Annotated in this window: 20 protein-coding genes; 2 read left to right on the top strand and 18 right to left on the bottom strand. The window is 67.5% G+C overall.

The genetic code is table 11. The features are described 5' to 3' along the window. Position 1: 1 nt before the first annotated feature. From ABZV44_RS41585 to ABZV44_RS41545, 9 genes are all read right to left on the bottom strand, one after another. A complete protein-coding gene (locus ABZV44_RS41585) occupies positions 2 to 973 on the bottom strand; it encodes a F0F1 ATP synthase subunit gamma (RefSeq protein ID WP_354849552.1) in 972 nt (323 codons plus the stop codon). A 57-nt stretch (positions 974 to 1,030) separates the two neighbouring features. After that, entirely contained in the window at positions 1,031 to 2,668 is a 1,638-nt protein-coding gene (gene atpA / locus ABZV44_RS41580) for a F0F1 ATP synthase subunit alpha (protein ID WP_354849549.1), read from the bottom strand. Between the two features lie 64 nt (positions 2,669 to 2,732). Beyond that, positions 2,733 to 3,542, bottom strand: coding sequence for a F0F1 ATP synthase subunit delta (locus ABZV44_RS41575; protein ID WP_354849546.1), 810 nt, complete (start codon positions 3,540 to 3,542; stop codon positions 2,733 to 2,735). Between the two features lie 19 nt (positions 3,543 to 3,561). Then, positions 3,562 to 4,113 carry a F0F1 ATP synthase subunit B gene (locus ABZV44_RS41570; RefSeq protein ID WP_354849543.1) on the bottom strand — a complete coding sequence of 184 codons (552 nt, stop codon included), beginning with the start codon at positions 4,111 to 4,113 and terminating at the stop codon, positions 3,562 to 3,564. Between the two features lie 26 nt (positions 4,114 to 4,139). Continuing rightward, positions 4,140 to 4,385, bottom strand: a complete 246-nt coding sequence (locus ABZV44_RS41565; RefSeq protein ID WP_040856073.1) for an ATP synthase F0 subunit C — start codon at positions 4,383 to 4,385, stop codon at positions 4,140 to 4,142. A gap of 75 nt (positions 4,386 to 4,460) precedes the next feature. After that, positions 4,461 to 5,186: a F0F1 ATP synthase subunit A gene (gene atpB, locus ABZV44_RS41560; protein ID WP_354849580.1), complete on the bottom strand. Its 726-nt coding sequence runs from the start codon at positions 5,184 to 5,186 to the stop codon at positions 4,461 to 4,463. A gap of 417 nt (positions 5,187 to 5,603) precedes the next feature. Next, positions 5,604 to 6,041 (bottom strand): hypothetical protein, encoded by a 438-nt coding sequence (locus ABZV44_RS41555; RefSeq protein ID WP_354849541.1) that lies wholly within the window; start codon positions 6,039 to 6,041, stop codon positions 5,604 to 5,606. Between the two features lie 2 nt (positions 6,042 to 6,043). Then, on the bottom strand, positions 6,044 to 7,240 hold the full coding sequence (locus ABZV44_RS41550; RefSeq protein ID WP_354849539.1) for an MraY family glycosyltransferase: 1,197 nt from the start codon (positions 7,238 to 7,240) through the stop codon (positions 6,044 to 6,046). A gap of 11 nt (positions 7,241 to 7,251) precedes the next feature. Further along, positions 7,252 to 7,917: an L-threonylcarbamoyladenylate synthase gene (locus ABZV44_RS41545; RefSeq protein WP_354849536.1), complete on the bottom strand. Its 666-nt coding sequence runs from the start codon at positions 7,915 to 7,917 to the stop codon at positions 7,252 to 7,254. A gap of 323 nt (positions 7,918 to 8,240) precedes the next feature. Between ABZV44_RS41545 and ABZV44_RS41540 the strand changes: the two genes are divergently transcribed. After that, a complete protein-coding gene (locus tag ABZV44_RS41540; RefSeq protein WP_354849533.1) occupies positions 8,241 to 8,534 on the top strand; it encodes a DUF427 domain-containing protein in 294 nt (97 codons plus the stop codon). A gap of 3 nt (positions 8,535 to 8,537) precedes the next feature. On the opposite strand, the gene prmC is transcribed toward ABZV44_RS41540, so the two are convergent. The 3 genes from prmC to rpmE all read right to left on the bottom strand — a co-directional run bounded on the left by prmC (position 8,538) and on the right by rpmE (position 11,156). Beyond that, a complete protein-coding gene (gene prmC / locus ABZV44_RS41535) occupies positions 8,538 to 9,416 on the bottom strand; it encodes a peptide chain release factor N(5)-glutamine methyltransferase (protein ID WP_354849530.1) in 879 nt (292 codons plus the stop codon). A gap of 210 nt (positions 9,417 to 9,626) precedes the next feature. Further along, positions 9,627 to 10,709: a peptide chain release factor 1 gene (prfA, locus tag ABZV44_RS41530; RefSeq protein WP_354849528.1), complete on the bottom strand. Its 1,083-nt coding sequence runs from the start codon at positions 10,707 to 10,709 to the stop codon at positions 9,627 to 9,629. A 225-nt stretch (positions 10,710 to 10,934) separates the two neighbouring features. Further along, on the bottom strand, positions 10,935 to 11,156 hold the full coding sequence (gene rpmE, locus ABZV44_RS41525; RefSeq protein WP_040856062.1) for a 50S ribosomal protein L31: 222 nt from the start codon (positions 11,154 to 11,156) through the stop codon (positions 10,935 to 10,937). A gap of 306 nt (positions 11,157 to 11,462) precedes the next feature. On the opposite strand from rpmE, the gene ABZV44_RS41520 reads away from it, so the two are divergent. After that, positions 11,463 to 11,990, top strand: a complete 528-nt coding sequence (locus tag ABZV44_RS41520) for a hypothetical protein (RefSeq protein ID WP_354849526.1) — start codon at positions 11,463 to 11,465, stop codon at positions 11,988 to 11,990. Here the strand turns inward: ABZV44_RS41520 and rho are convergent. From rho to argS, 6 genes are all read right to left on the bottom strand, one after another. Further along, entirely contained in the window at positions 11,888 to 13,945 is a 2,058-nt protein-coding gene (gene rho / locus ABZV44_RS41515; RefSeq protein ID WP_354849523.1) for a transcription termination factor Rho, read from the bottom strand. The two genes, ABZV44_RS41520 and rho, sit on opposite strands and share 103 nt — an antisense overlap. A 343-nt stretch (positions 13,946 to 14,288) precedes the next feature. Then, positions 14,289 to 15,245 (bottom strand): homoserine kinase, encoded by a 957-nt coding sequence (gene thrB / locus ABZV44_RS41510; RefSeq protein WP_354849520.1) that lies wholly within the window; start codon positions 15,243 to 15,245, stop codon positions 14,289 to 14,291. Between the two features lie 103 nt (positions 15,246 to 15,348). Next, positions 15,349 to 16,437, bottom strand: coding sequence for a threonine synthase (gene thrC / locus ABZV44_RS41505; RefSeq protein ID WP_354849517.1), 1,089 nt, complete (start codon positions 16,435 to 16,437; stop codon positions 15,349 to 15,351). After that, positions 16,434 to 17,762: a homoserine dehydrogenase gene (locus ABZV44_RS41500; RefSeq protein WP_354849515.1), complete on the bottom strand. Its 1,329-nt coding sequence runs from the start codon at positions 17,760 to 17,762 to the stop codon at positions 16,434 to 16,436. The genes thrC and ABZV44_RS41500 overlap by 4 nt, the downstream gene beginning before the upstream one ends. Continuing rightward, positions 17,759 to 19,180 (bottom strand): diaminopimelate decarboxylase, encoded by a 1,422-nt coding sequence (gene lysA, locus ABZV44_RS41495; protein ID WP_354849512.1) that lies wholly within the window; start codon positions 19,178 to 19,180, stop codon positions 17,759 to 17,761. The genes ABZV44_RS41500 and lysA overlap by 4 nt, the downstream gene beginning before the upstream one ends. Then, the gene (argS, locus tag ABZV44_RS41490; RefSeq protein WP_354849509.1) at positions 19,181 to 20,839 is read right to left on the bottom strand and encodes an arginine--tRNA ligase; all 1,659 of its coding nucleotides are present in this window, start codon (positions 20,837 to 20,839) and stop codon (positions 19,181 to 19,183) included. Between the last annotated feature and the right edge of the window lie 84 nt (positions 20,840 to 20,923).

The following is a 20,923-nucleotide window of genomic DNA, read 5'->3' as shown; positions in this document are numbered from 1 at the left end:
CTTAGTCGCGGTCCGAGCTCGACGCCAGCGCGTTGGCGCCACCGACGATTTCCGTGATTTCCTGCGTAATCTGTGCCTGGCGCAACGAGTTCGCGGTCCGGGTCAGCGAGTTGACCAGTTCCGTGGCGTTGTCCGTCGCGGCCTTCATGGCGGTGCGGCGCGCAGCCGACTCCGATGCCGCCGCCTCGAGCAGCGACGAGTAGATCCGAGTGTTGACATACTTCGGCAGCAGCGCGCCCAGCAGGCGATCCGCGTCCGGCTCGAACTCGTACTGGGCGACCGGCTCCGCCGACGGGGAGTCGCTGAAGCTGTCGGGGCCCATGTCGAAGTTCTCGTCCACGAACGTCACCTGGATCGGCGCCAGGCGACGCACCTCGGGCTGCTGCGACAGCATCGACACGAAACGCGTGTAGACGATGTGCAGTTCGTCGACGCCGGCCATGGTGCCGGCCCCGTTCGGGGACGCCACCTCACCGTCGGATCCGGCCATGAACGCCTCGACCAGGTGGTTGCACGCGGCGGACGCGTCCACGTAGTTCGGCTGCTGGGAGAAGCCCAGCCAGGAGCCGTTCACGGTGCGACGGCGGAAGGTGTAGTACGTCAGGCCCTTCGCGCCCATCACGTACAGCACCGGCTCCTTGCCCTCGGTGCGCAGCGTGGTCATGAGCTCCTCGGCGCGCTTGAGCACGTTGGAGTTGTAGCCACCGCACATACCGCGGTCGGAGGTGATGACCAGAACCGCTGCGCGGCGCGGGTTCTCACGCTCGGTGAGCAGCGGGTGATTGAGATTCCCACTGGCGCTCGCCAATTCGGCGAGCACCTTGGTGATCTCCTCCGCGTAGGGCTTGGCGGCGGCAACACGGGCCTGCGCCTTGCTGATTCGCGAGGTCGCGATCAGTTCCTGCGCCTTGGTGATCTTCTTGATCGAGCTCACGGAACGAATACGGGAGCGAAGTTCACGCACGCTTGGCATTAGCGGTTCACACTCCCTTCATTCGTCGATTCGGTCATTCGCATGTGCTCGTCTCGATTACTTCTCGACGTGCTTGCGGGTGACGGAAAGAGACTCGACCTCTTCGTGGTCCAGCTGGCCGGCCTCGGCCTCGACGACGCGGGTGCCGTCGGACGCCAGGAAGCCCTGCTTGAACTTGTCGGTCGCGGCCTTGATGGCGTCGGCGGCCTCGCCCTCGAGCACCTTGGCGCCGCCCTGCAGGGCGTCGAAGGCGGACTGCACGGTGGCGTGCAGGCTCTCCAGCAGCTCGGCGTTGAAGCGGCGGATGTCGCCGACCGGGACGGAGTCGTAGTAGCCGCCGTCCACCAGGAACAGCGAAACAACCTGGTCCTCAACCGAAACCGGGGCGTACTGGTCCTGCTTGAGCAGCTCGACCCAGCGCGCGCCACGCTCCAGCTGGGCCAGCGAGGCGGCATCCAGGTCGGAGGCGAAGGCGGAGAACGCCTCGAGCTCACGGTAGGAGGCCAGCTCCAGACGCAGCGAACCGGAGACCTTCTTCATGGCCTTGGTCTGCGCGGCACCACCGACTCGGGACACCGAGATACCGACGTTGATGGCCGGGCGGACACCCTTGTTGAAGAGGTCCGACTCCAGGAACACCTGGCCGTCGGTGATGGAGATGACGTTGGTCGGGATGAACGCCGAGACGTCGTTGGCCTTGGTCTCGATGATCGGCAGACCGGTCATCGAGCCCGCGCCCAGCTCGTCGGACAGCTTCGCGCAACGCTCCAGCAGACGCGAGTGCAGGTAGAAGACGTCACCCGGGTACGCCTCGCGGCCCGGCGGGCGACGCAGCAGCAGCGAGATGGCACGGTAGGCCTCGGCCTGCTTGGACAGGTCGTCGAACACGATCAGGACGTGCTTGCCCTGGTACATCCAGTGCTGGCCGAGGGCCGAACCGGTGTAGGGGGCCAGCCACTTGAAGCCGGCGGAGTCCGACGCGGGCGCCGCGACGATGGTGGTGTACTCCATCGCGCCGTGCGCCTCGAGCGCGGACTTCACACCCGCGATGGTGGAGCCCTTCTGGCCGATCGCGACGTAGATGCAGCGGACCTGCTTCGACGGATCGCCGGTGGCCCAGTTGGCCTTCTGGTTGATGATGGCGTCGATGCAGACCGCGGTCTTGCCGGTCTTACGGTCGCCGATGACGAGCTGACGCTGGCCGCGGCCGATGGCGGTCAGGGCGTCGATGGCGGTGATGCCGGTGGCCATGGGCTCACCGACCGGCTGACGCTCCAGCACGGTCGCGGCCTGCAGCTCGAGCACGCGGCGCTCGTCGGCCTCGATCTCGCCCAGGCCGTCGATCGGCGCGCCCAGCGGGTCGATCACGCGGCCGAGGAACTTGTCGCCCACGGGAACCGAGAGCACGTCGCCGGTGCGGCGGACCTGCTGGCCCTCTTCGATGGTGTCGAACTCACCCAGGATGACGGCACCGATCTCGGTGTCCTCCAGGTTCAGCGCCACGCCGAGGACGCCGCCCGGGAACTCCAGCAGCTCGTTGGCCATCGCGGACGGCAGGCCGCTGATGTGGGCGATACCGTCGCCGGTGTCGGTGACGACACCGACCTCTTCGATGGAGGTCTCGGGGGTGTAGCTCTGGGTGTAGCTCTCGATCGCGCTACGGATCTCATCGGGGGAGATCGTCAGCTCCGCCATGTTCTTCCTGCTCTCGCTGTGGTCTCGAATGTCGGTGTGTAAGTGCGCTTCGGGGCGTTCGTCTCTAAGCGAGAGACTGACGCAAGCGCTGGAGGCGGCCGACGGCGCTGCCGTCGATCAGGTCGTCGCCCACGCGCACGACGACGCCGGCCAGCAGGCTCGGGTCCTCCTGTACGTGCACCGTGACGGGCTTGTCGTAGATGCGCTGCAGCGAAGCCGCCAGGTGCTCGCGCTGCTGCGGCGTCAGGGCCACCGCGGCACGGACGTGCGCCACGATCTGCTCCCGGAGCGAAGCCGCCAGGTCGGACAGCTCGTCGATGGCCGCGCCGGCATCGCCCTTGTGGCGCAGCACGGCCTGCTCGGCCAGCTGCAGGGTGATGTCCTCGACCTTGCCCGCGAGCAGACGCTGCACCAGGGCGAGCTTGGCTTCCGCCGGCTTGCCGTGGTCCTGCAGCGCCTGCTCCAGGTCCGGGTTGTCGTCGATGATCCGGGCCAGCCGGAACAGCTCGTCCTCGACGGCGTCCAGACGGCCACGCTCGTCCGCGGCGCGCAGCAGCGCTTCGCGGCCGAGCAGGACCAGCGTGTCGACCAGATCGCGGGCCCGCGACCAGTCCTGGGCCACCGCCGTGGTCAGCACGGCCAGGGTGGTGCCGCTGATCTTGCCGCCGAAGACGCGTTCGGCCAGCTCGGCGCGCGCCGAACTCGACACCGACTTATCCGCGAGCGCCACACGCAGCGAACGCTGGTCGTCGAGGACGGCGACAACGGCGAACAGTTCCGACCCCGTAGTAGCCGCGACGGTGTCGCTACCGGTCAGAGCGGCCCGAAGAGCTTCCCGCGCACGGGAACTCGCCTCGCGGCTCGCTGCGTACATGCTTCCCACTTTCGCGTCGTTACCTTCCGACCCCGATGCCGGCGTTCGCGTCCAGTTCCGCCAGGAACCGGTCGATCGACGCCGACTGCTTGGCCTCGTCGGCCACCGACTGACCGATGATCTTCTCGGCCAGGTCGACCGCGGTACGGCCCAGCTCGGACCGCAGCTCGGTCACGATCTGCTGGCGCTGTGCCTCCAGCTGCGAGTGACCGGCGGCCACGATGCGGTCGGCCTCGGCCTGCGCATCGGTACGCATCTGCGACAGGATGGCCGCACCCTGGGTGCGGGCTTCCTCACGGATCCGGGCAGCCTCGAGGCGAGCCTCGGCCAGCTGCTCCTGGTACTGCTGCAGGGTGGCCTGCGCCTCGGCCTGCGCGGCCTCGGCCTTGGCGATACCGCCCTCGATCTTCTCGGAACGCTCGTCCAGCACCTTGGTCAGGCGCGGGACGACGTACTTGGCGAAGACAAAGGCGATAACGATGAAGACGATCGCAGACCAGACAATGTCATAGGTCTTCGGGACGAGGGGGTTGATGTCCTCCTCGGCCGCGAGCAAGTAAATGCTGTTCATCGTTGATTCCTAGTCTTTTGCCGGAATCAGAAAATGAAGCCGGCGACGAGACCGATCAGCGCCAGGGCCTCGGTGAACGCGATACCCAGGAACATGTTGGTCCGGATGGTGCCCTGCAGCTCGGGCTGACGGGCGATGCCCTCGATGGCCTTACCGACGACGATGCCAACACCGATGCCGGGGCCGATCGCAGCGAGGCCGTAACCGATGGCGCCGAAGCCCTTGGACTTGGACTCGGCAACTTCAGCAGCCAGGTACGAGAGGGTGCTCATGTGTGTTTCATTCCCTTTCTGTCGCCCACCCGCCGGGCGGCGTGGAAGGCAGGTTTGTGATGTTGGTGCAGTCGGTCAGTGAGAGTCGGCGTGCTGCGCCAGACCGATGTAGACAGCGGTCAGCAGCGCGAACACGTACGCCTGCAGGAAAACCACCAGCAGCTCGAAGAGGGTGAAGCCGAGGCCCGCGAGCAGCGAGAACGGCGAGAACACCTTCATCCAGGAGACGGCATCGAACAGGAAGAACTGGGTGGCACTGAAGAACAGCACCAACATGATGTGGCCTGCCAGCATGTTCGCCAGAAGACGGACGGTCAGCGTGAACGGGCGCAGCACGAAGGTCGAGATGAACTCGATCGGGATCAGCAGCAGGTGCAGCGCGACCGGCACATCCGGCACCACGATGGACGAGCGCATGTATTTCAGGAAGCCGTACTTCTTGATGCCTACGTAGTTGAAGGTGACGTAGGCGACGATCGCCAGCACCAGGGGCATGCCGATCCGCGCGTTCGACGAGATGTTCAGGCCCGGAATGACACCCGAGACGTTCAGGAACAGCACGGTGAAGAAGATCGACGCGATCAGCGGGAAGAACTTCTTGCCGGATTCCTTGCCGAGCACCTCGTCGCAGATCTGCTCCTTGACGAACATCAGGCCGGATTCGGCGACATTCTGCAGTCCGCGCGGAACCAGCTGCGGCCGACGGAAAGCGGCGAACATCACGGCCAGGAGAACGACCGACATGAGGATGCGAATAAGCATCAAGCGGTCGAGCTCGAAAGGCGTCCCCTCGAACAGCACTGCTGGAGGGAAGAAGTCGTTGAGTGACGGCGCGTGGAACTCGCCCGCCAAAATGGTGACGCTCAGCGTTCTCTCCCGTGGTCGGCCGCAGGAGATAGTTTTCTCCTGCGGTTCGATCGGACATTGACGATCTGGTGGGTCGACTCAGGTCGGCTCGAAGTTCGTCAGCAGCTGTGGCATCACGCCCTGGCGTCTGTACGCGCGTCGGCGACATCGTCGACGGTGCAGAACCGTGACCCGACAGGGTCCGGTACGGCTGTAAGCATAACCTGCTCTCAGGCGGGTCGAAGATGACCCCCCTGTTGATTCGGTTGGCTACAGGTAAAGAGTTTATCAAGTTATCTACGACAATGCGTAGGGGGTCGCGGAAACGCGTGATGAACGGTGTTTCGCGAGGTCGCCGCAGGGGTCCCGCGGCTACAGGTCCCGGTCCACCTGCACGGTCGGAACCCGTTGGCGCAGAAGACCGTACGTCTCCGCACCCAGCACGATGAGCAGCGCGGCGACCACGGTGCAGAACAGCGCGCCGCGGCTGTAGAAGTCGTACTGCTGGAGCACTGCGACGACAATCACTGTCAGCAGCAGCTTTCCGACCCAGCTGCCGAGCAGCACGATGCCCTGCAGGCCGGATTCGATCTTCGCGCTGAACAACACCGAGGCGGCGGTGGTGAGGATGAAGGCGCCACCCAGGGCGGCGCCGATCAACGCGCCCCACAGGCCGGGCAGGCCCGCGAAGACCGTCGAGAGGATGGCCGAAACCACAACCAGCACAGCCAAACCGGCGATGCCATAGCGCAGTGCCGCGCGCAGCGGGGCGTCGGGACCGGGATCGGAAGGCGTGCTCACGTTCAGCAACTCTACCCGGCGGCGTGATCGCGATCGCGGGGCGGTTTGCGGACCGAGTTGATCTTCAGTTCCCGCCAGGACGGCACCGCGGTGACGATCAGCGCGAAAACCAGTCCGGCCGCGAACAGCAGCACCACCATGCGCCGATCCGAGATCAGCGAGGTCCCGACCGCGCCGAATGCGAGCACACTCACCCACAGATAGATCACCAGCACTACGCGGCGCTGCGAATGCCCGATCTGCAGCAAACGGTGATGCAGATGCATTTTGTCCGGAGTGGAAAAGCTCACACCTGCGCGAACACGACGGACCACCGCCAAAACAAGATCGAGTACCGGAATGAACATCACCGCACCCACCAGCAACAACGGCGACAGCAGACCCACGATGTCGCGCGGGCCGTAACCCTGCAGCGGAATTCGCCCGGAAGCGCCGGTGGACACCGCGGCCAGCATCAATCCGATGAGCATGGAGCCGGTATCACCCATGAAAATGCGGGCTGGAGAAAAATTGTGCGGCAGAAATCCCAGGCACGCACCGGCCAGCGCCGCGGCCAGCAACGCGGGCGGATAGGTATCGGTGGAACCGCCCACCTCATAGAGCAAACCCACGGTGAACACGAAAACCGCGACCGCCGCGATGAAACCGAGGCCCGCGGCCAAACCATCCAGGCCGTCCACGAAATTCATGGCATTCACGACCGTCACCGTGATGCCCACCGTCACCAGACCACCCTGGAGCGGATCGAGCACCACGGTCTCGTTGGTGAAGGGGTTGTAGATGGCCACCCAGCTCAGGCCCATCACCGCCATCACACCCGCCGCGGTGATCTGGCCGACCAGTTTGGTCAGCCAGTCCAGGCCCCAGCGGTCGTCGATGATGCCGACCAGCACGATGAGCGTGGCCGCGGCCAGCACCGCCGGAATGTCCTTGGGATAGTCGAATCCGCGGCGCAGGGCGGGCAGCTGGTGGGCGAACAGCACGGCCGCCAGCAGGCCCAGGTAGATGCCCAGCCCGCCCATTCGCGGAATCGGCTTCACGTGCACATCGCGCTCACGCGGAATGGCGACCGCGCCGAAGGCGATGGCCAGCACCCGGATTCCCCCGGTGGTCAGGTAGGCGATGACCGTGGCGACGAGCAGCACCAGCAGCAGCTCCCGCAGCGGGACGACCGCGCCCTGGCTGAATACGCCCTGACTCAGCAGCATTTAACGGGCCGTCACCGCGCGCCCGCCTGACGGAGCTCCTCGGGCGACATGCCGAGCACCTCCGCGACCTTCTCGACCGGCACCGCGCCCTCGCGCAGAATGCGCGGGGTGTCGGCGGTGAGATCGACGATGGTGGACGCCACCGCGTGATCGGCCGGTCCGCCGTCGAGGTACACCCCGACCAAATCGCCCAGCTGCGCCTGCGCCTCGGCGACCGTGGTGGCGGGCGGCTGCCCGGAGACGTTCGCGCTCGACACCGCCAGCGGACCCACCTCGCGCAGCAGCTCCAGCGCGACCGGGTGCAGCGGCATGCGCAGCATCACCGTGCCGCGCGCGTCACCGAGATCCCAGGCCAGCGAAGGAGCCTGCTGCACAACGAGACTCAGCCCGCCCGGCCAGAAGGCGCGGATCAGCTCGCGGGCCTGCGGACGCACCGAGAAGACCAGTCCGTCGATGGTGTTCCACGACCCGACCAGCACCGGCACCGGCATGTCCCGCCCGCGCCGCTTGGCGGCCAGCAGTGCGCTCACCGCCTGACTGTCGAACGCGTCGGCAGCGAGTCCGTAGAGCGTGTCGGTCGGAATGACCGCCAATCGCCCGGACTTCAGCGTGCTGCGCGCGGCACTCAGGCCGGCGGCGCGGGAGTCGGGATCGGCACAGTCGTAGACGGTACTCACGGCTGACATCTTGGCACGGATCAACTCTCGATAGCTCTCAGGGGCAAGCCCCTGAAAGCCCGGGAATCCCGGGGGCTCCGCCCCCGAACCTCCGACGAGCCGCTGGAGCCCGGGCCTTGAACCCTCGACAAGACGTCGCAGCCCCGGCCCCGAACGCCGACCGGGTGAGTGCGACCGGCCGCGAGCACTGGAAAGGGCCCTGCGGCTGCTGCCGCGGGAAACGACGAGCGTCCCGGGGCGTGAATTCGCAGGATCGGCACTCTCACGGATTGCGGAGAGGCCGGGCGAACGTAGGCTCGGGGGCGACGAAGGAGGCACGACTCATGATGCGTGCGATCTGGAACGGGACGGTCATCGCCGAGGCTCCGCGGACCGTGGAGGTCGAGGGGAATCAGTACTTTCCGGCGGAATCGTTGAAACGGGAGTTCTTCAGCGAGAGCTCTCACCACACCGTGTGCCCGTGGAAGGGCATTGCGAGCTATTACTCGGTCACGGTGGACGGGAAGGAGAATCCGGACGCGGCCTGGTACTACCCGAAGCCGAGCCCGCTGGCGCGCAAGATCAAGGATCATGTCGCGTTCTGGCACGGCGTGGAGATCGAGGGCAGCCCCGAGTAACCGTCAGCCGGCGGTGCGGCGGGCCACGACGAAGCGGGGCTTTCCGGCGAGGTCGGGGTGTTCGACGATGTCGGTGAAGCCGCCGTGGGCGGCGAAGAGGGCGGCGACGCCGGAGCCGTTGGTGTCGTCGTGTTCGACTGCCACCGTGCCGTCTTCGCGCAGCAGGCGGGCGATGGTGGCGGTCATGGGGCGGATGACGGACAGGCCGTCGGGGCCGCCGAAGAGGGCGCGGTGCGGGTCGTGGTCGATCACCTCGGGATCGAGTTCGGCGTCCTCGGGGATGTAGGGCGGGTTGCAGACGACCACGTCCACCCGGCCGTTGAGCTGCGCGAGGAGGGCGGGGTCGGTGACGTCGCCGGCGTGCAGGTCGATCGGGGTGTCGCCCTCGTCGGCCAGTTGCCGCGCATTGCGGCGGGCCCAGGCCAAGGCCTCGGTGTCGAGTTCGACGGCGTGCACCTGGACATCGGGGCGGGCGTGGGCGATGGCCAGGGCCAGGGCGCCGGAACCGGTGCACAGGTCCACCACAATCGGCTGATGCTCATGGCCGAGGGCTTCGAGCTGAGCGAGCGCCCAGGCGAACAGCAATTCCGTCTCCGGGCGCGGGACGAAGACGCCGGGGCCGACCGCGAGGTCGATCTCCCCCATCGCCGCGGTGCCCGTAAGGTGCTGCAGCGGAACGCGTTCCGCCCGTCTGGCGACCAGCTTGCGGTACTCCTCCAGCTGATCGGGGGTGAGCATGGGCATCAGGGCGAGGCGCCCGCGATCGACGCCCAGCACATGTGCCGCAAGGTATTCCGCGTCGGCCTGGGGGCTGTGGACCCCGGCCGTGGCCAGGATCTCGACGGCCTCCCGGACGGCGGGGCGCAACGGTACACGACTCACGGTTCGCAGCCTTTCACTCCCCCGCCTCTCCGAGCCTTCAGCGGACGGCCAACAGCCGTCGACCGCCATGCATCCGTGTCGACGGTCACGTGCCGAACCGATTCTGGACGTACCCGAGGAGTTACCCCGGGCGCGACGAAATCAGTTGCCACGTTGGGAGACGATACTGGCCGCCGAACGCTGACTGTGAGGGTATGCCGGTTATTCCGCTTATTCCGCGGCGAGGCGGGCGGTGCGGTCGGCTTCGCCCAGGGCGTTGAACAGGTCATCGAGGTTGCCATCCAGCACCGAGTCCAGGTTGTGTGCCTTGAAACCGATGCGGTGATCGGCGATGCGGTTCTCCGGGAAGTTGTAGGTGCGGATGCGCTCGGAGCGGTCCACCGTGCGGATCTGCGAGGCCCGGCCCGCGGCCGCGTCGGCATCGGCCTGTTCCTCGGCAAGGGCCTGCAGCCGCGCCGCCAGCACCTGCTTGGCGCGAATCTTGTTCTGCAACTGCGAGCGTTCGTTCTGACAGGTCACCACCAGGCCGGTGGGCAGGTGGGTGATGCGCACGGCCGAGTCGGTGGTGTTGACGCCCTGGCCGCCCTTGCCGGAGGACCGGTAGACGTCGATCCGCAGGTCCTTCTCGTCGATCTCGACTTCCTCGACCTCGTCCGGCTCCGGGTACACCAGCACGCCCGCGGCCGAAGTATGAATGCGCCCTTGGGATTCGGTGACCGGCACACGCTGCACGCGGTGCACGCCGCCCTCGAACTTGAGCTTGGACCACACGCCGTCGCGGGTCGCTTCCTTGCTCTTGATGGAGAAGCTGGCGTCCTTGTACCCGTCCAGATCCGAGTAGGTGACGCCGAGCACCTCGACCTTCCAGCCGTGCCGTTCCGCGTAGCGCAGGTACATGCGGGCCAGATCGGAGGCGAACAGCGCCGATTCCTCGCCGCCCTCACCGGATTTCACCTCGAGGATGACATCGTCGGAGTCGTGCGGGTCGCGTGGCGCGAGCAGGTCGGTGAGCTGCTTGTCCAGCTCCTCCACCTGCTCCTGCAGGCCCGGGACCTCCGCCGCGAAGGACGAATCGTCGGCCGCCAGCTCCTCGGCGGCCGCGAGATCCTCCCGCGCGGTCTTCAACTTGTTGTAGGTGGCCATGATCGGCCCGAGCTCGGCGAACCGCTTGCCCACACGCCGTGCCGCACCCGGATCGTTGTGCAGCGCCGGGTCCGCGAGCTGGGTTTCCAGACCCGTGTACTCAGCCAGGATGTCATCGATCGCGGACGGGGCCGCCTGCTTGTCGGCCATGGCGTGTGAACTCCTTCGAGAACGTGGTTCTGAACATAAGCGAGAGAGGAACCGCCCACGGTTCGCGGCCCGGCTCGATTCTGGACTGACGGAGCGGGGGAGCGAAGCGGAGGAGCGGAGGAGGGAAGAATCGAGCTTGCAGGGCCGCGAACGGCCGGAGCGAAGCGGAGGCAATTAAACACAGACGCCCGGCCCGCGGGTGCGGGACGGGCGTCGGCGGGACAGCTACTTGGCAGCCTTGTCGCGCTTGCCGTAGCGGGCCTCGAAGCGAGCCACGCGGCCACCGGTGTCCAGAATCTTCTGCTTGCCCGTGTAGAACGGGTGGCACTGGGAGCAGACCTCGACCGTGATCTGGCCCGACTCCTTGGTGCTCTTGGTCTGGAAGGTGTTGCCGCAGCCACACACGACCGTGGTGTCCACGTACGTGGGGTGAATTCCTGCCTTCATGGGTGTCCTTTCGAAAGGCTCCGGGTCGCCTGGCGATGCGAGACGTGAACCGGAACCGACTAGGCATGGTTGCCGACGGAACAGTATATGTGCCGCGGGCGAGTGGTCGTCACGAGGGGTGACACCGTCGTGAACAGGTGGTTGGACCCGTTTGTTCCCGGCCGTTCCCCCATAAAACTACGGGCACGCATATTCCGGGTATTCCAGTGAGGCTGGAAGTCGAGTAGCTCGCTACTCAGGACTACGAACACTCATGTTCATAGAGTTTGCCCAGGTGAGAGTCCCGCGACCATCGGAAGGACGGCAGTGACCAGGAAGGACGCGACGATCGGGGGTCCGTCCCCCGTCACCGTGCCCGCCGAGGCCGGGAGGGCAGACCGGCGGGGCGCGGAGCTCGTCGCGGGGGCGATCCTGGTCACACTGACGCTGCTGGCGGTAGCGGGCTGGTGGATGGCTCCCGGAGAGTCCGGCAACGCGGTGGGACCGCTGAACCCGGCCCCCATCCCGCTGCGGGGGGACGCCACCCTCACCTGCACAGCGGTCACGGCAGCGGATGTGTCCGGTGCCGTGACCGCGCTCATTCTCGGCTTCATGATCGCCGGCGGCGCGCTGATCGGACTGTTCTTCTACAGCCCGCGCCCGGTCCCGGGAAAACCGCAGGCACTGCCGGAACGACGGCGGCGGCTCCGCAGAAGCGGAGCCGCCGTCGTCAATAGCCTTGTGCTACAGGCTCATTCGTCGAGTGCGCCCGGGGCGGTCTTGGAGACCGTCATCAAGAACTCGACATTGCTCTTGGTCTTCTTCAACCGGTCGACCAGCAGGTCGATGGCCTGATGTGAATCCAGGCCGGAGAGCACGCGGCGCAGCTTGTGCAGGACCGCGGCCTCGTCGGGCGACATCAGCAGATCGTCGCGGCGGGTGCCGGACGGGTTGACGTCGACCGCCGGGAACACGCGGCGCTCGGCGATCTTGCGGTCCAGCTTGAGCTCGGCGTTACCCGTGCCCTTGAACTCCTCGAAGATGACCGTGTCACCGGTGGAACCGGTCTCCACCATCGCGGTGGCGATGATGGTGAGCGAGCCGCCGTTCTCGATATTGCGGGCCGCGCCGAGGAACCGCTTGGGCGGGTACAGCGCGGTGGAATCCACACCACCGGAAAGGATTCGGCCCGAGGCCGGGGACGAGTTGTTGTACGCACGGCCCAATCGGGTGATCGAGTCGAGCAGCACGACGACGTCCTGACCCTGCTCCACCAGGCGCTTGGCGCGCTCGATGGCGAGCTCGGCGACCGAGGTGTGGTCGCTCGGCGGCCGGTCGAACGTGGAGGCGATGACCTCGCCGCGCACCGAGCGCTGCATATCGGTCACTTCCTCGGGACGCTCGTCCACCAGCACCACCATCAGGTAGCACTCGGGGTTGTTCACCGAGATCGCGTTCGCGATGTCCTGCATGATCGTGGTCTTACCCGCCTTGGGCGGGGACACGATCAGCGCGCGCTGACCCTTACCGATCGGCATGATCAGATCGATGATGCGCGTGGTCAGCTTGTTCGGCTGGGTCTCCAGCCGCAGTCGCTGATTCGGGTACAGCGGGGTCAGCTTGTTGAATTCCGGTCGGCGCTTGGCACTTTCGACATCCGCGCCGTTGACCGTGTCCAACCGCACCAGCGGATCGAACTTCTGCCGCTGGTTGCTCTGATCGCCGTCGCGCGGGGCGCGGACCGCACCGGTGATGGCGTCACCGCGGCGCAGGCCGTTCTTGCGGACCAGGTTCATCGAGACGTACACGTCGTTCGGGCCGGCCAGGTAGCCGGAGGTCCGGACGAACGCGTAGTTGTCGAGCACGTCGAGAATGCCGGCGACCGGCTGCAGGACGTCGTCCTCGCGGATCTCCATCTCGCGGGCCTCGCCACCGGCGGCGCCGCCCTCGCGGTCCCGCCCGCGACGACGCTCACGGAAGCGACGGCCCCGGCGGCCGCGGCCGCCTTCCTCGTCGTCACCGCCGCGATCATCGCGCTGGTTGCCGCGGCCGGCGCCGTTCTGGCTCTGCTGGTTGCGCTCGCCCTGGTCGGTGCGCTGGCCCTGCTCGCGGCGATCGCCCTGGTTGCCACGATCGCGACGGCGCTCGCCGCCCTCCTGCTCGCCCTTGTCGGCGGCGGGAGCCTCGGCGGTGGTTTCGGCGGTGGCGGCGCCACGCTGCTCGCGGCCCCGGCGCTGGCGACCGCGGCCGCGCTGGCCACCGTCCCGGCTGTCGTCGCCGCCCTCGGCGCGGGCGTTCTCGCCCTCCTCGCGCTTGGATTCGCGAGTCTCCGAAGCGTTTTGGCGCGACTCGGTGTCGGCCTTGCGCGCTTCGACCTTGTCCGCGTGGCCGGCCTTCGCCTCCGCCTTCACCTCGGCCGTGGCCGGAGCGGAGTCGGCAACAGCAGCGGCCTTCTTCACCTCGCGCGCGGGGGCCGACACGGACTCTCCGCCGTTCGGCGCGTCCTCGGTCTTGGCCTTCGCGTTCCGCGTGGGCTTGCCGCCGGTGGTGGCAACAGGCTTGGCGCCCCCGGCCTGGTTCTCCTTGATAGCGGCGATGAGATCACCCTTACGCATCCCGGAAGTGCCTCGGATACCGAGCTCTCCCGCAAGCGCACGCAACTGCGGCAACAACATTCCAGTCAGCCCCGATCGTGCGACGTCAGTTTGTTCGCTCATCTTCGAAATCTGTCCGGAGTCACTTTCGCGGCTACCCGAGGACGCTGAATCGCTATCCGTCCCGGGTGTCGCGAGCAGGTCCGTATCTGTCACGGAAATCCTTTCCTTCCCTCGACCGCCGTGTGCCTGTTCGAGGGTTCCTCCTGCAGTCCGGTCACGTGCCGGACTCGGATGCCGTATCGCCTGTCCCGCCGGGCCGGTGGGGTTGCCACCACGTGGGCTTCGCCACCGAGTGCTGGTGCTCATCCAACTCACAAGGTGGGAGAGATCATTCCAGTTGACTGGCTACCCCCAAGTTTCGAGCCTCAAGCCTCGAGCCTGAGCAAGGAGCCTCTGGAGCGATTTGCCCTGATGAAGCACCGGCGTCTGACGCGCACGATGTACGGACTCGCTCAGGATAGCTCCCACCTTTTGCATCGGCAAGGCAGGCGCGCTGTCAATCCACCGAGACGCCGCCGGCGATGCCCGGCTCGAGAACGCGCATGCCGTCCGCGATGGCGAGTTCGCGCAGTTCTTCGGGGAATTCGCTGGTCGCGAAGGCGAGCACGGTCGGGCCCGCGCCCGAGACGGTGGCCGCGATGCCCGCGGCACGCAATCGCTCCACCCATTTGGTGGTGAGCGGCAGCGCCGAGGCGCGGTAGCCCTGGTGTAGCCGGTCGGCCGTGGCGGGAAGCAGCAGGTCGGGCCGCTGCGTCAAGGCAACTACCGCGAGCGCGGACCGGCTGGCATTGAAGGCCGCGTCCCCGTGCGGAACCGTCTCCGGGAGCAGGCCGCGGGTGTGCGCGGTGGCGGAGCGTTCCTCGGGAATGAGCACCACCGGCCGCAGCGAGGGATGCGGCTCCAGCCGCACCGCACGGTACAGGCGGGCGTGATGCGCGTCGGCACTGCCGTTTTCGTCCGCGGAACGGTCGGTCTCCGTCCAGCACACCACGAATCCGCCCAGGATGCTGGCGGACGAATTATCCGGGTGGCCTTCGAATTCACCGGCCAGCTGGACCAGCACGTCATCGCCGTAGGCCAGCTCCGGATCGAATTTCGCGGCCAGCCCGCGTCCGGCCGCCAGGCCGCCCACCGCGGCCGACGCCGACGAGCCCATGCCCCGCGAGTGCGGAATCACGTTGCGGCACACCACGTCCAGGCCGTCGGCCCAGACGCCCGCGGCTTGCAGGCCGCGCTCGACGGCGCGCACCACCAGATGCGAAGGGCCCCAGGGCACATCGTCGGCGCCCTCGCCCTCCACCCTGATGGTCAGTCCGGAGTCGGTGGTGGACACCGTGATCTCGTCGTACAGCCCCAAAGCGATTCCGAGAGAATCGAAACCCGGGCCCAGGTTGGCGCTCGACGCCGGAACCCGCACGGTGACAGAGATTCCGGCGGGCAGCGTCCGCGTCACGCCGGTGCCTCGCCGGCGCTCGGTACCGTCGTACCGCGAAGCGGCTGTGACATGGTTCCCTCGCTCCGCTCGCTCACGGAGCTGACCATCACGAGAATTCAACTCAGGCCAGCTCGAGTTCGTGGGCCACGGCGACCGGGTCGACCGCGATCGGCGTCACCTCGGGCATGCCCTTGAGCGCGTTGTCCGGATCCTTGAGGCCGTTGCCGGTCACCGTGCAGACCACGGTGAGGCCGGAATCCAGCCAGCCCTCGGCGCGCGCGGCCAGCAGACCGGCCACCGAGGCAGCGGAAGCGGGCTCCACGAACACGCCCTCCTTGGCCGCGACCAGGTGATACGCGGCCAGGATCTCCTCGTCGGTGGCCGCGCGGAACGCGCCGCCCGATTCCGTCTTGGCGTTCATGGCGCCGTTCCACGACGCGGGCGCGCCGATCCGGATGGCGGTGGCCACGGTCTCCGGGTTCGCGACCGGAGCGCCGTTGACCAGCGGCGCGGCGCCGGCGGCCTGCACACCCAGCATGCGCGGGCGCGAGCTGGTGATGCCGTCGGCGTGGTACTCGCTGTAGCCCTTCCAGTACGCGGTGATATTGCCCGCATTGCCGACCGGCAGCACGTGCACATCGGGCGCCTTGCCCAGCGCGTCCACGATTTCGAAGGCCGCGGTCTTCTGGCCCTCGATGCGGGCCGGGTTGACCGAGTTCACCAGGCCGACCTCGGGGAAGTCCGCGGTGACCTTGCGAGCCAGCTCGAGACAGTCGTCGAAGTTGCCGTCCACCTGAATGATCTTCGCGCCCAGCATGACCGCCTGGGCCAGCTTGCCCATGGCGATCTTGCCCGACGGGATCAGCACCGCGCAGTGCAGACCGGCGCGGGTGGCGTACGCCGCGGCCGAGGCCGAGGTGTTGCCGGTGGAGGCGCACAGCACGGCGGTCTTGCCGTTGTACTTCGCATCCGTCATGGCCATGGTCATGCCGCGGTCCTTGAAGGAACCGGTCGGGTTCGCGCCCTCGACCTTGAGGTACACCTCACAGCCGGTCAGCTCGGAGAGGTGATGCGCGGGCACCAGCGGGGTGCCGCCCTCGAAGAGAGTGACGGCTTCCCAGTCAGCGGGAATCGCGAGCCGATCGCGGTAGGCGTCGATCAGACCCGGCCACGGCGTATGCACGGCTGTCGCGCGTGCGGTTGCACTCATTCCTCGGTGCCTTCCAATCTCAGAACACTGGTCACGGACGTGACGGAGTCCAGTTCGGCCAATGCGGCAACGGTATCCGCAAGCGCGGATTCCTGCGCATGGTGGGTCACCACGACCAGGCGAGCGCCGACGTCGTGGCCTTCCTGCCGGACCGTCGAGATGCTCACACTGTGCTTGGCGAATTCCCCGGCGACCGCTTCCAGCACACCGGTGCGGTCGGCCACCTGCAGGTTCACGTGGTAGCGGGTCGGGGTGTCGCCGATCGAAGCGATCGGCAGCTCAGCATAGACCGATTCGCCCGGAGCGCGGCCACCGTAGAACTTGTTGCGCGCCGCCATCACCAGATCGCCCATGACGGCCGAGGCGGTCGGCGCGCCGCCGGCGCCCTGACCGTAGAACATCAGCCGGCCGGCGTTCTCGGCCTCCACGACCACGGCGTTGAACGCGCCGTTGACTGCGGCCAGCGGGTGCTTGCGCGGGATGAGGGCGGGGTAGACGCGCACGGAGATCTTCTCCTTGCCGCCGTCGTCGGTGACGCGCTCGGCCATGGCCAGCAGCTTCACGGTGCAGCCCACGGCCGCCGCGGTCTCCAGATCCTCGGAGGTGATCTTGGAGATGCCCTCGCGGTACACATCACCGGAGGTGACGCGGGTGTGGAAGGCCACGGAGGCGAGGATGGCGGCCTTGGCGGCGGCGTCGTAGCCCTCGACATCGGCGGTCGGGTCGGCCTCCGCGTAGCCCAGGCGGGTGGCCTCGGCCAGCACGTCGCCGTAGTCCGCGCCGGTCTCGGCCATGGCCGAGAGGATGAAGTTGGTGGTGCCGTTGACGATGCCGACCACGCGGTTGACCCGGTCGCCGGACAGCGACTGGATGAGCGGGCGGATCACCGGGATGGCCCCGGCGACGGCGGCCTCGAAGTACAGGTCGGCACGGTTGGATTCGGCCGCGGCGGCCAGCTCGCCGGTGTAATCGGCGAGCAGTGCCTTGTTCGCGGTGATCACCGACTTGCCCTTGGTGAGCGCGGACTTGATCAGGTCGCGGGCCGGGTCGATGCCGCCCATGACCTCGACCACGATGTCCACGTCGTCGCGGGTGACCAGGGCCTCGGCATCGGTGGTGATCAGCTCGGCGGGCAGGCCGCGGTCCTTGCTCAGGTCGCGCACCGCGACACCGCGCAGCACGACCGGAGCGCCGACCCGGTTGCTCAGGTCGTCGGCGTGGTCACGAATGATGCGGACCACCTCGGTGCCGACCGTGCCCATGCCGAGGACGGCCACGCCAATGGGATGATCCTGTCCCCACACGCCGTTTCTGTTCTCGGTCATGCCTTCACCTCCAAGCTGAGTAGGTCCTCCACCGTTTCGCGGCGAAGGATCAAGCGCGCCTTGCCATCTCGCACCGCGACCACCGCGGGCCGGGTGAGCATGTTGTAGCGGCTCGACATCGAGTAGCAGTACGCGCCGGTCGCGGCCACCGCCACCAGGTCGCCCGGGCCCACATCGGCCGGGAGCCAGGTATCGCGGATGACGATATCCCCACTCTCGCAATGCTTTCCGACCACTCGCGCGACCACCGGACCGGCCTCGCTGGAGCGCGAGACCAGGCGGCAGTCGTACTCGGCCTGATACAGGGCGGGACGGATGTTGTCGCTCATGCCGCCGTCGACGCTCACATAGCGTCGGCGATTACCACCGTCGAGCACAACATCTTTGATGGTGCCGACCTCGTAGACGGTGACGGTGCCGGGACCGGCGATGGCGCGGCCCGGCTCGACCGCGATGGTCGGCACCGGCAGCCCGGCCCGCTCGGCCTCCTCTGCCACGATGCGGCGCAGGTTGGCCGCGAAGCCGTCCAGGGCCGGCGGATCCTCGTGCGGCAGGTACGAAATGCCCAGGCCGCCACCGAGATCCAGCACGCGCATCTGTTCGGCGCGTTCCATGCCGAACTTGTCGGCGACCTCGCGCAGCAGGCCCAGCATGCGGCGGGTGGAGATCTCGAAGCCGTCGATCTCGAAGATCTGCGAGCCGATGTGCGAGTGCAGGCCGACCAGGCGCAGATTGTCGGACTCGAAGACCCGGGCGATGGCCTGCATGGCGTCGCCGCCGGCGATGGAGAAGCCGAACTTCTGGTCCTCGTGCGCGGTCGAGATGTACTCGTGGGTGTGGGCCTCCACGCCGACGGTGACGCGGATCAGCACGTCCACCACCTTGCCGGCGCGCTTGGCCACCGCCTCCAGGCGCTCGATCTCGATCAGCGAGTCGACGACCACGTCGCCGACGCCCGCCCCGACCGCCATCTCCAGCTCGGGCACCGATTTGTTGTTGCCGTGCAGGGCGATCCGCTCGGCCGGGAAGCCGGCGTGCAGCGCCACCGACAGCTCGCCGCCGGAGCACACGTCCAGGTGCAGGCCCTCGTCACGGATCCAGCGGGCGACCTCGCCGCACAGGAATGCCTTGGAGGCGTAGTGGACTCGCGCGCCGTCACCGAAGGCGCGGACCATGTCCCGGCAGCGGGAGCGGAAGTCGTCCTCGTCGATCACGAACAGCGGGGTGCCGTACTCGGCGGCCAGCTCGTGCACCGGCACGCCCGCCAGCCGCACCACGCCGTCGGCGTCGCGAGCGGCGTTGCGCGGCCACACATTCGCGGGCAGTTCGATCATCTGCGCCGGTGCGCTGGGGCGCTCGGCGAGCGTGGGCGCGTGCGGGATGTCCGCGTGGCGGGGTCCTGCGGGGTGAGCACTCATCTACATACGCTCCGGTGCACTGACGCCTAGGAGGCCGAGGCCGTTGGCGAGAACCTGACGGGTGGCTTTGACCAGCTCGAGGCGAGCAGCATTGAGCGGGGTGACCACGTCGTCGCCCTGCGGGATGACGCGCAGCGTCTTGTCGGACTGGAAGGGGTGGTAGGCCCCGGCGAGTTCCTCGAGGTAGCGCACGACCCGGTGCGGCTCCCGCATCTCGGCGGCGGTGGCCACCACGCGCGGGTACTCGCCCAGCGTGCGGATGAGCGCGCCCTCGCGGTCATCGGTCAGCAGCGCGAAATCCGGTGTGACCGAGGCGTAGTCGAACGCGGCCGCGTTACCGAGGATCTGGTTGGTGCGCGCGTGCGCGTACTGCACGTAGTAGACCGGGTTCTCGCTGTCCTGCCGGGTCCACAGGTCCAGGTCGATGTCGATGCTGGAGTTCACCGAGGAGCGCACCAGCGAGTACCGCGCCGCGTCCACGCCGATCTGCTCGACCAGGTCGTCGAGGGTGACGACGGTGCCCGCGCGCTTCGACATGCGAACGGCGGCACCATCTTTCACCAGGTTCACCATCTGGCCGATGAGCACCTCGACGGTGTCCGGGTTGTCGCCGAACGCGGCCGCGGCGGCCTTGAGACGGCCGATGTAGCCGTGGTGGTCCGCACCGAGCATGTAGATGCACAGATCGAAACCGCGCGAGCGCTTGTTCTGGAAGTAGGCGATGTCACCGCCGATGTAGGCGGACTTGCCGTCGCTCTTGATGACGACGCGGTCCTTGTCGTCGCCGTATTCGGTGGAGGCGATCCACCAGGCGCCGTCCTTCTCGTACAGCTTGCCGGACGCCTTCAGCGTCTCGATGGCCTGCTCGACCGCGCCGGAGGCGAACAGCGAACTCTCGTTGAAGTAGACGTCGAAGTCGGTGCCGAAATCGTGCAGCGTCTGCTTGATGTGCGCGAACATGAGCTCGACGCCCTCGCGGCGGAACAGCTCGTGGCGCTCGGCCTCCGGGAGTTCCAGCACACCCGGGTTGGCCTTCACGACGGTGTCGGCGATCTCGTTGATATACGCGCCCGCGTAACCGTCCTCGGGGGTCGGCTGTCCCAGCGCGGCGGCCACCAGCGAGTTGGCGAAGCGGTCGATCTGCGCGCCGTGGTCGTTGAAGTAGTACTCGCGGGTCACGTCCGCGCCCTGGGCCGCCAGGATCCGGCCGAGCGCGTCGCCGACCGAGGCCCAGCGGGTTCCACCCAGGTGGATCGGGCCCGTCGGGTTGGCGGAGACGAATTCGAGGTTGATCTTCGTGCCCCCGAGAGCGTCCGCGGTGCCGAACTTCGCACCCGCCTCGAGGATCTTCTCGACGATAGCGCCCTGCGCGGCCTTGGCCAGGCGAATATTCAGGAAGCCCGGTCCCGCGACCTCGGCGGCCTCGATGCCCTCGGCGGCCGACAGCGCCTCGGCCAGCAACGTCGCGAAATCGCGGGGGTTCATTCCCGCCTTCTTGCCTACCTGCATGGCCACATTCGTGGCATAGTCACCGTGCTCGGGGTTGCGGGGACGCTCCACCTTGACCTCGTCGGGCAGGATCGCAGGGTCTGATCCACGTTCGACAAGTACCTTCGCCGCGGTAGCACGAAGGAGATCTGCAAGGTCAGCTGGAGTCACGAGTCACTATCCTATGGTCTGAGCAGGTGAACGCCGCGAGCGGGCACCACCGGGCAGGTGCCCAGCAAACGATGCGGCCGCGTC

The organism is Nocardia sp. NPDC004860 (assembly GCF_040609015.1).
Taxonomy (GTDB): domain Bacteria; phylum Actinomycetota; class Actinomycetes; order Mycobacteriales; family Mycobacteriaceae; genus Nocardia.
Note: the sequence above shows the minus strand (reverse complement) of the source record. Positions and strands in the feature narration are given on the sequence as shown.

What these genes read in the sequence shown, in the direction of transcription:
- ABZV44_RS41585 (WP_354849552.1), bottom strand. Translation starts at nt 973, where the DNA reads ATGCCAAGCGTGCGTGAACTTCGCTCCCGTATTCGTTCCGTGAGCTCG.
- atpA (WP_354849549.1), bottom strand. Translation starts at nt 2,668, where the DNA reads ATGGCGGAGCTGACGATCTCCCCCGATGAGATCCGTAGCGCGATCGAG.
- ABZV44_RS41575 (WP_354849546.1), bottom strand. Translation starts at nt 3,542, where the DNA reads ATGTACGCAGCGAGCCGCGAGGCGAGTTCCCGTGCGCGGGAAGCTCTT.
- ABZV44_RS41570 (WP_354849543.1), bottom strand. Translation starts at nt 4,113, where the DNA reads ATGAACAGCATTTACTTGCTCGCGGCCGAGGAGGACATCAACCCCCTC.
- ABZV44_RS41565 (WP_040856073.1), bottom strand. Translation starts at nt 4,385, where the DNA reads ATGAGCACCCTCTCGTACCTGGCTGCTGAAGTTGCCGAGTCCAAGTCC.
- ABZV44_RS41550 (WP_354849539.1), bottom strand. Translation starts at nt 7,240, where the DNA reads ATGCTGCTGAGTCAGGGCGTATTCAGCCAGGGCGCGGTCGTCCCGCTG.
- ABZV44_RS41540 (WP_354849533.1), top strand. Translation starts at nt 8,241, where the DNA reads ATGATGCGTGCGATCTGGAACGGGACGGTCATCGCCGAGGCTCCGCGG.
- prfA (WP_354849528.1), bottom strand. Translation starts at nt 10,709, where the DNA reads ATGGCCGACAAGCAGGCGGCCCCGTCCGCGATCGATGACATCCTGGCT.
- rpmE (WP_040856062.1), bottom strand. Translation starts at nt 11,156, where the DNA reads ATGAAGGCAGGAATTCACCCCACGTACGTGGACACCACGGTCGTGTGT.
- thrC (WP_354849517.1), bottom strand. Translation starts at nt 16,437, where the DNA reads ATGAGTGCAACCGCACGCGCGACAGCCGTGCATACGCCGTGGCCGGGT.
- ABZV44_RS41500 (WP_354849515.1), bottom strand. Translation starts at nt 17,762, where the DNA reads ATGACCGAGAACAGAAACGGCGTGTGGGGACAGGATCATCCCATTGGC.
- lysA (WP_354849512.1), bottom strand. Translation starts at nt 19,180, where the DNA reads ATGAGTGCTCACCCCGCAGGACCCCGCCACGCGGACATCCCGCACGCG.